This is a genomic window from Bacteroidota bacterium, assembly GCA_018698135.1.
GTDB lineage: Bacteria > Bacteroidota > Bacteroidia > CAILMK01 > JAAYUY01 > JABINZ01.
In genome coordinates this window covers 1-9,892 of record JABINZ010000233.1, presented here as the reverse complement: position 1 = coordinate 9,892, position 9,892 = coordinate 1, and the positions used below count along the sequence as shown (strand labels likewise).

At 35.6% G+C, this 9,892-nt stretch carries 5 protein-coding genes and 1 pseudogene; 3 read left to right on the top strand and 3 right to left on the bottom strand.

The window, feature by feature from the left end:
• Positions 1-763: 763 nt before the first annotated feature.
• From rmuC to HOG71_14525, 3 genes are all read left to right on the top strand, one after another.
• A complete protein-coding gene (gene rmuC / locus HOG71_14535; protein MBT5992065.1) occupies positions 764-2,086 on the top strand; it encodes a DNA recombination protein RmuC in 1,323 nt (440 codons plus the stop codon).
• A 15-nt stretch (positions 2,087-2,101) separates the two neighbouring features.
• Complete coding sequence (locus HOG71_14530) at positions 2,102-4,576, top strand: AAA family ATPase (GenBank protein ID MBT5992064.1); 2,475 nt, start codon at positions 2,102-2,104, stop codon at positions 4,574-4,576.
• Between the two features lie 174 nt (positions 4,577-4,750).
• A complete protein-coding gene (locus HOG71_14525; GenBank protein ID MBT5992063.1) occupies positions 4,751-6,985 on the top strand; it encodes a KamA family protein in 2,235 nt (744 codons plus the stop codon).
• Positions 6,986-7,285: 300 nt separating this feature from the next.
• Here HOG71_14525 and HOG71_14520 read toward each other — a convergent pair whose 3' ends face one another.
• From HOG71_14520 to HOG71_14510, 3 genes and pseudogenes are all read right to left on the bottom strand, one after another.
• Positions 7,286-8,062 (bottom strand): amidohydrolase, encoded by a 777-nt coding sequence (locus HOG71_14520; protein MBT5992062.1) that lies wholly within the window; start codon positions 8,060-8,062, stop codon positions 7,286-7,288.
• Positions 8,050-9,206 (bottom strand): annotated as a pseudogene (locus tag HOG71_14515) (aminotransferase class I/II-fold pyridoxal phosphate-dependent enzyme). Before HOG71_14515 ends, HOG71_14520 begins: the two are co-directional and overlap by 13 nt.
• 217 nt (positions 9,207-9,423) lie before the next feature.
• Positions 9,424-9,879 carry a hypothetical protein gene (locus HOG71_14510; protein ID MBT5992061.1) on the bottom strand — a complete coding sequence of 152 codons (456 nt, stop codon included), beginning with the start codon at positions 9,877-9,879 and terminating at the stop codon, positions 9,424-9,426.
• Between the last annotated feature and the right edge of the window lie 13 nt (positions 9,880-9,892).

The following is a 9,892-nucleotide window of genomic DNA, read 5'->3' as shown; positions in this document are numbered from 1 at the left end:
TACATTTTCGATATACATTAACAAAAAGGTCCAAGAACCGCTACGCTAATCCTTGAACCAGTTTTTGAATTTAAAGGCATTCACGCTCAATCTATAGCTTCTGTCATTCTGATCCCGATTTATCAGGAGAAGAATCTGCTAACAAAGAGCAGGAAAAAAAAACGATTGAAACGCTTAAACTCAGCCATCAGATACCTCCCTAAGGTCGGTATGACAGAAAATTATTGGCATTCCTCGACTGTTTGCAGCTTCAAGCTACGAACAACTAGGACGGTACGTATTCAAATTATTAATATATCAATTTCTAGTTTTGAAGTAAAATCAATTCCCCTTCTTTGATTTTTCAGAGAAGGGGTTAGGGCTTTGCTTGCTGAAGCTTTAGCGAAAGCAGGGTTGAGTTAAATTCAATCTACGAACAACGGAGGCTTACATTTTCAACATACATTAACAAAAAGGTCCAAGAACCGCTGCGCTAATCCTTGAACCAGTTTTTGTGGAGCAACGAACAACAAGGACAGTTCGTACTCCAATTATTATTGTATTAATTTCTAATTTTGAAGTAGAATCAATTCCCCTTCTTTGATTTTTCAGAGAAGGGGTTAGGGGTTGAGTTAAATTCAAGCTACGAACAACAGAATTCCAAAGAAAAACAATACAAACCATCCCAAAAACCAAATACATTTGATATATCAGTAATCCCAATTTTTACCAACAATTTCCCTCATTTTTATCGTATTTTGTAGTCCATTAAAACAATCAAAGCATGGACATAGTTTTACTTATTGCGATAGGAATAATTCTATTGCTCAACCTTTACATAATCTTTAAAAAAGACAATACTCATCAATTTGATGCATTAACAAAAGATGAATTTATCAAAGAATATGAGAAGCTGGTTTTGCGCTTTGATATGCTTGATAAAAATCTAAAAGATGAATTTGCTCATAACCGGGATGAATCGTCTAAACAAAGTCGAGAAAACCGGGAAGAATTAATGAACCGATTAAATGAAGGCTATAAGTTTCAGAAAGAAAAACTTGATGAGTTCATTCAACGATTAGAAAGATCGACCAGTTCGAATTTGGAACAGCTCGAAAAAATGCGTGAAACTATCGAGAAGAAAATTACTTCGCTTCAAGAAGACAATGCCAAGAAATTAGATCAAATGCGAGAAGTAGTTGATGAAAAGTTGCAATCAACACTCGAAAAACGATTGGGAGAGTCTTTCAAACAAGTGAGCGAAAGATTAGAATTGGTTCATAAAGGCTTGGGCGAAATGCAAACTCTTGCTACCGGAGTTGGCGATCTTAAAAAAGTACTTTCCAACGTAAAAACAAAAGGTGTTTTAGGAGAATATCAATTGGAAAATTTATTGGATCAACTACTCACACCAGCCCAATACGAGAAAAATGTAAAGACCAAACATGGCAGTAACGATAGTGTAGAATTTGCTGTCAAACTTCCTGGTCGTGAAGATAAATCCAAAACAATTTGGCTTCCCTTAGATGCCAAGTTCCCAACTGAGGATTATGAATCTTTATTAGACGCTTATGAGTCAGGTGATTTAGCAGCAATTGAGGCTTCAAAAAAAGCCATGGTCGCCAAAATCAAACTTTTTGCAAAAGATATAAGCACAAAATATATTGATCCACCCAACACAACTGACTTTGCAATCATGTTCCTCCCCTTTGAAGGATTGTATGCAGAAGTACTTCGGAATCCCGGATTATTTGAGCAGGTTCAGCGAGAATTTAAAATAGTAATCACAGGGCCCACTACCCTATCAGCCTTACTGAGTTCTCTGCAAATGGGATTCAGAACATTAGCCATTGAAAAACGTTCCAGTGAAGTTTGGGAATTGCTAGGAGCTGTTAAAACCGAATTTGGCAACTTTGGAGAAATATTAGAGAAAACACAGAAGAAACTGCAAGAAGCCAGCAATGTAATTGATCAGGCCGGAGTTCGTTCAAGAGCCATTGAGCGCAAGCTGCGCAATGTTCAGGAATTACCAAGCCAAAAATCAACACAATTATTATCAGAAAATGAAAACGATGATTTGGAAGAAGATTTGTTTTCCAAAGAATAATGGAATAAGCAAGACATGAAAGATTCTGATAATAAACAACTACAGCTAGCTTTTGAATTTGTCCAATTCACTCATAAAAACGTTTTTCTGACCGGAAATGCAGGCACTGGCAAAACAACTTTTCTGCATAATCTGAAAACACAAACCTATAAGCGAATGGTTGTTGTTGCACCAACAGGTGTAGCAGCCATAAATGCAGGTGGTGTTACTATCCATTCTTTTTTCCAATTACCTTTTGGGCCATTTATCCCGCTACAATATGCTCAAGATCAGGCTCAAATTGACTTGGCAAAAGGACGACAAAATGCGAATATTCAAAAATTTAATCGAGAAAAAATTAAAATAATCAAAGGTCTTGACCTGCTTGTGATTGATGAAATAAGCATGGTTAGAGCCGATTTACTCGATGGTATTGACGAAGTATTGAGGCGTTATAAAAACAGGAATAAACCATTTGGAGGTGTTCAGCTATTAATGATTGGCGATATGCATCAGTTGGCTCCTGTTGTGAAAGATAACGAATGGAATCTACTTCAAAATATTTATTCAACAGCCTTTTTCTTTAGCAGCAAAGCATTAAACGAAACCAACTATGTAAGCCTTGAATTAAAACATATTTACAGGCAGAGCGATAAAAAGTTTATTGATTTGCTGGCCAAGGTCAGACGAAATAGAATTGATCAGGCAAGTCTTGAAACTTTAAACGAACGTTTTGTAAAGGATTTTGAAAAAGAGGAACATGAGGGCTATATCATACTAACAACACATAATGCAAAAGCCAAGGAAATTAACGATCAGCGCTTACAACTACTTGAAACAAAATCACATCATTTTTTGGCAGAGGTTGACGGTGATTTTCCAGAATACTCCTTCCCTACTGAACATGATTTAGAACTTAAAGTAGGTGCGCAGGTGATGTTCATTCAAAACGATCCATCTCCTGAAAAACAATATTTCAACGGTAAAATTGGCGTTATTGACGAGATTGTGGAAGAAATCATCAGTGTAAAATGTCCGGAAGATGATTATTCGATTGAAGTGAACAAAGGTTTTTGGGACAATATCCGTTATGAAGTTGATCCTGAAAGCAAAGAGATTAAAGAAAATATTGTCGGACAGTTTGTTCAGCATCCATTGAAATTAGCCTGGGCTATTACTATCCACAAAAGTCAGGGTTTAACTTTCGACAAAGCCATAATCGATGCAAAATCAGCTTTTACATTTGGACAAGTTTATGTGGCTCTTAGCCGTTGCCGTACACTTGAAGGTATGGTGTTGAGTTCAAAAATTGCTGATTACAGCATTAAATCAAATCAAAATATAGTTTCATTTTCAAAAGAGATGGAAGACAATCCTCCGGGCGATCAATTGCTTTCGAATTCAAAAAAGGAATTCCAGGAAATGCTGGTATTGGAGTTATTTGACTTCAATGATATTCACCGAAGATTGAATTATTTGATTAAACTATTGAATGAAAATGGCACAATCTGTCAGCCAGAATGGGTTCAAAAAGCCCGTGATGCTTCAACGCTCATAAAGACAGATGTTGTTGAGGTTTCAACCAAGTTTAAACAGCAAATAAAACATTTATCCCTTGCTGCAAATAATATAGAGGCTAATCCCATTTTACAAAGTCGCATCCAAAAAGCTTGTTCTTTTTTCCATGAAAAGACTTCGCTGATTTTAAACCCTGTTCAATCCATCGAATTTGAAATCGACAACAGGGCAATTAAAAAGATTATTACAGAATCAGCAAAAAAACTGGATGAAGAAATTTTTATTAAGCTTTATTGCCTTAATGCCACAAAAGATGGATTTCTGACAAAAGCATATTTAGATGCTCGGGCAAAGGCGGCCATTGAAAAGGTTGAAACAAAAAAATTAAAAGCGAAAAAACAAGACAGCACATCGACAAGCGTAAAACATCCCATTTTCTATGCAAAACTTAGAAAGTGGAGAAATGACTTAGCCGAAGAAAGCAAGCTACCGGTATATATGATTCTTCCGCAAAAAACATTAATTGAAATTTCCAATAAACTACCATCATCCACTTCAGAATTACAGAAGGTAAAAGGCTTAGGAAAGAAAAAACTGGAGCGCTATGGGAAAGAAATATTTTGGATGATAACTGAATATAGAACCGAAAACAAACTGGAAACAGCCGAATGGACTGCCATTAAACCAATTGAAAAGCTGGTAAAGGTTCCTTCACCACAGCAAAGTTATGAGTTATACATATCAGGCAAAAACATAGTAGAAATTGCTGTAGAGCGCGATATGACTGAACGAACGATAGAAGGTCATTTAACTCAATATGTTCAATCAGGAGAATTGAAAGTTGAGGACTTTGTATCCAAAAACCAGGTTAAATGCATAACAGACTATTACAATAAAGCTCAGAATAAAAGCCTTGGGGAAGCTAAAACACAATTGGGCGATAGTGTTTCCTATGCTGAGCTTAAGTTTGTATTTGCATCATTAAGTAAATAACTTATTATGTTTTTTAAAGCTAATTGTTAATCAATACATCCATTTTCAAAACCCATTTTAAACTTGCTTAAACCCTCTTTTTTCGCTATTTTGCACCTCCGTTCGATAGTTAATGATAATTTAATTTGGTCGATTACGAATCGAATTCAAGCAAATAGATTATAATAAATAAGTATGCGCATCAGTACCGAAAAGAAAACAAAGAATACTAATCATAAACATCAAAATCTCGATAAAGTTGCCATTAATGTTAAGTCGTTTAAAATATTAAGGAAAATCTTGAAAGAAAATCCTTATTTAGAGGAGTTAATGGTTGAAGCAAGAAGTCGTGAAGAGGCTATTAATGCAATTCGAACTTGGGTTTTAGCTTATTTTGAATCAAATCCGGTTGCCTATAGTTATTTTAAAGGTGAATTAACAGGACAAGAATCACTGAATCTTCTCGAATGGAGAGATATTGCTGCTATTCGCTTGATGGATTATGTTGAAAACTCAGGGCTAAAGCTCAAAGATCCCAATATTAAGGTTCGCAAGGAAACACTTAATGATCCTATTAAGCTTTTGTGGATGGCTATTAAAACAGGAACTGGAGGTGCAAAACCTGCATTTTTCGAGGATATGCTTCATTTATTCAGACAATTCCAGGGAATCAACAAAAGAAAAAGACCTACTGAAGAAGAGGTGAAAGAATGGATGACACGACATCCCAGTGGATTAGATCCTCAGTTAGTTCTTATTCGTAAACACAATAGAGATCGAATACTTAAAATTTTCATCAAAAAAATTGATAAGGAGGAGATTAAGGATAATAAATTCTTTTTTGAAAAAGGATTAAGTCAGGAAGAAAAACTGGCAGTTGCACAAGAATGGTGGAAAGATAAGCTGTTTCATCTGCGGTTTGCCATACGCAGCACAGATTTATTAAACGAAATGCTTGACTATTCTCTTTCTCCGGAAAAAATAAAAGCCTTTAAATCTGCCGAGGAAGTTGGAATTCCCATTTTCATCAATCCTTACTACCTTTCGTTGCTTAACACCCGTATTCATGGCTTTGCAGCCGAATCGGATCGTACTATTCGTGATTACATTATGATTAATGAGCAATTGGTTGATGAATTCGGAGGTATTAATGCTTGGGAAAAAGAAGACCTGGTGCTACCAGGAAAACCCAATGCTGCTGGTTGGTTATTACCCAACGAATACAATGTTCACCGCAGATATCCTGAAGTTTCCATTCTTATTCCTGATACAGTTGGACGTGCTTGCGGTGGTTTATGCGTTTCTTGTCAGCGAATGTTTGATTTTCAGAATGGAAATTTGAACTTCAATCTCGAAAAATTAAAACCTAAAGGCACATGGCCAGAGAGGCTTAAATACCTTATCAAATACTGGGAAGATGATTCTCAATTACGTGACATTCTGATTACAGGTGGAGATGCTTTAATGAGTTCTGACAAGAGCTTGAAGCAAATTCTTGATGAAGTTCTGGCCATGGCTGAACGTAAAAGAGAGGCCAATAAATTCCGCAAAGAAGGAAAGAAATTTGCTGAAATGCTAAAAATCAGGCTAGGTACTCGTCTACCTGTGTATTTACCTCAGCGAATTACTCCCGAACTCACTCAAATATTAGCTGATTTTAGAACCAAGGCTGCTGAAATTGGTTTCCAGCAATTTGTTATTCAAACACACTTTGAATCGGCAATGGAAATTACACCCGAAGTAAAAGAAGCCGTTCAGCGTTTATTGTCGGCAGGATGGGTTGTTGTTAACCAATTGGTATTTACTGCAGCTGCTTCGAGACGTGGGCATACAGCCAAACTTCGTCAATCCTTAAATAAAATAGGTGTCCTCCCCTATTATACTTTTTCAGTAAAGGGTTTCCTTGAAAACTCACATAATTTTGCTACAAATGCACGTGCAGTTCAGGAAGCAATTGAGGAAAAGGTAATAGGCAATGTTCCTGCAGCCTTTTTAGATCGAATTAAAAAATTACCACTAGATGCAGCAAATGTGGTGGAAAATATCAGGACAATTAAGTCGGATCTGAACATCCCTTTTTTAGCCACCGATAGAAACGTTTTAAATTTACCCGGTGTAGGAAAAAGTCTTACCTATCGTGTCATTGGCATTACTCGTTATGGAAAACGAATTTTGGAATTTGATTATGATCAAACTCGACCTCATAGCCCAATAGTTTCAAAAATGGATAAAATCAAAATTATTGAGTCCAAACCTATAATGGAATACCTTGAGCAAATAGAAGAAATGGGTGAAAACATACGTGAATATGATGGAATCTATGGTTATTCTATTGGAGAAACAGAACCACGTCCTCCCTTGTTTGAGTATCCTGAATATGATTATAAGCTAACAGATGAAGTAACCAATTTTGAGATGCCTGAGATGTAGATTAAGTGTTTTTATACAAATCAGTTTCCCTTTAACGTATTTTTAAGTAATCATTATTAACTAGAGTTGGGTATAATAGTGTATTTGCAAGTAATTGAATTACATTGTTATAATGAAATAATTTTTTGTGAATCTTTGAGTTTTTGTGTCTTAGTGGCTATTTTTATACAAAGACTCTAAGTCACGATGCTTGGCTTGCTTCAGGTAGGAATTTACAAAGTAAAAAGGTGAATAGCTGAAAAACTGAATTTTACTTAGAACTCACTTAATATCATCAATATTCAGTTATAGTGGTCCTGCCTAGACAATTTTGTAGCTATCCCTATCCTGCAAAAAAGGCATTTTTTCGCGTACTTTTCTAAGCTCCTCATAATTGAGATCGAGGATTAATACTTCTTCTTTGTTTTCTGAGCTTGTAAGCATTTCGCCCATGGGATTAATGGCCAAACTCATACCATTGTGTGCTTTTCCAGAGGCATCGTCCCCAATACGATTTACAGCAACTACATAACATTGGTTTTCGATTGCTCGTGCTATGTGAAGTGGAGTCCAATGCATGATGCGTATTTCGGGCCAGTTAGCTACTAATAAGAAACAATCGAAGTCTTCATTGTTTCTATTCCATGCAGGAAAACGTAAATCAAAACATATTTGTGGGCAGAATTTCCAGCCTTTAAAATCAACAATCAGTTTTTTGTTCCCTGCTGTATAATGATTATGCTCACCAGCCATGGTAAACAAATGTCGCTTGTCATAAGTTTCAAAAGTCTGGTCTGGGCGTATCCAAAATAAACGATTGAAATACTGACCATTCTCCTCAATGATTAAGCTACCTACTATAACAGCATTCTTTTTTGTTGCTTGCTCCTTAAGCCAATTGACACTTTGTCCATCCATGGATTCTGCCAAAGCCTCCGGTTTCATACTAAAGGCTGTTGTAAACATTTCAGGCAATACAATCAAATCAATTCCTGAAGGAATATCCTGATTAATGAGGCGTTCAAATTTTGTAAGATTTGCTTCTTTATCTTCCCAGGCCAAATCGACCTGCACCAAAGCAATTTTTAAATTTTGCATAGAATTTCAGTGGCTTTCTTAATTGTATCTGCTGATTTTGCAAAACAGAAGCGCAATACTTTGTGATCTATTTTATCGTGATAAAAAACAGAAATAGGTACAGAAGCAACTTTACTATTTATAGTGAGTGTTTTGGCATAATCAACATCGGCTTCTTCTGAAATCCCTTTGTAGCTCAGGCATTGAAAATAAGTGCCATGACAAGGAATAATCTCAAACCTTGAACCCTCCAAGCCTTTAACAAATAAATCACGTTTCTTTTGGTAAAAATCATTCAATTCTAAATAATGACTTTCATTCGACATAAAGTCGGCATAAGCATACTGGATAGGGGTTATTGCTGCGAACATTAGAAATTGGAAAACCTTTTTAAACTCTTTCATCAAGTTTTCAGGAGCCAAAACATAGCCCATTTTCCAACCAGTAGTATGATAGGTTTTCCAAAAGATGAAATCACAAAACTTTTATCAATTAAGCTGGGATATTTGCTGATACTTTCATGCTTCATCCCATCAAAAATGATATGCTCATATACTTCATCACTTAAAATGATAATATCTCGGTTGGCAACTAGCTTCTCCAACTCCTTCATATCCTGATCGTTCAAAACACTACCTGTAGGGTTATGAGGAGTATTTAATATGATCATTTTTGTTTTGAAGGAAATCAATCGCTTTACTTCATCCCAATTAATTTTGTAATCAGGTGCATTCAAGGTAACATATTTGGGAACACCCTTGCTAAGTAAAATTGAAGGAACATAGGAATCGTAAGCCGGTTCAAAAATAATGACCTCATCCTTTTCCTTAATAATAGCAGTAATTGCTGTATAAATTGCTTGTGTAGCTCCAGCTGTAATTATGACTTCTTTATCAGCATCATATTTTGCTCCGTATAAATTTTCAACTTTCTCAACAATTCTTTCTTTGAGACCAATATACCCGGGCATAGGTGCATATTGATTGTGCCCTTCTTTCATGTATTTATTAACCAGAGCAATTAATTCCTTTGGACAATTAAAGTCTGGAAAGCCTTGTGACAAATTGATTGCGTTTTCCTCATTTGCCAGCCTCGACATGGTTGCAAATATACTCTCAGATATACCGTGCAATTTGCTAGACAAATTTCCTTGTAGTTTTACCATATAATGTTTTGAGTAGACCCTATTTCACCATTTCTTCAACAATGGGTCTGAGAATTAATTAATCAAAAATAAGAAATTGTTATTTCTCATTTAAATTCTGTTCAAGATAATTGCAAAAAAAAAGATTTAACTTTCTAGATAGAAGCTACTAACTAAAACAAAAACAGCCGTTAACAAAATAATTAACAGCTGTTTTAATATATTAATTTTTGATGATTTAAATGAACTTCATTGTTCTTTCAATAAAGTCATTCAAATCCTTTCCTTTAAGAATATTTTTAGATAAACGGGCTAAATCAACTAATTGACCAGCAATTTTCTTTTTCTCATCTTCTTCAGCAGTATCAACAATTTTCTTTGCTAAGCTATGATTGGTATTAACAACCAGGTTATACATACTGGGCATTGCACCCATGCCAGGCATACCTCCACCCAACTTCGACATTTCACCCATTCTGCGCATAAACTCATCTTCAGTAATAACCACAGCTGCATCATCAGGAGAATGTGGTTCTGCTTTAACAATGATTTTATCATCATTGATCACACTTTTGAAAAGTTCAATAATCGAATCCTGATTTTCTTTTGAAAGCACAGATTCCTTCTCTTCTCCTTTATCAATTAATTCATCTACCGAGCCAGCATCAATTCTCTTGATTCTGGTTTTTTCCAACTTTTGTTCCAAT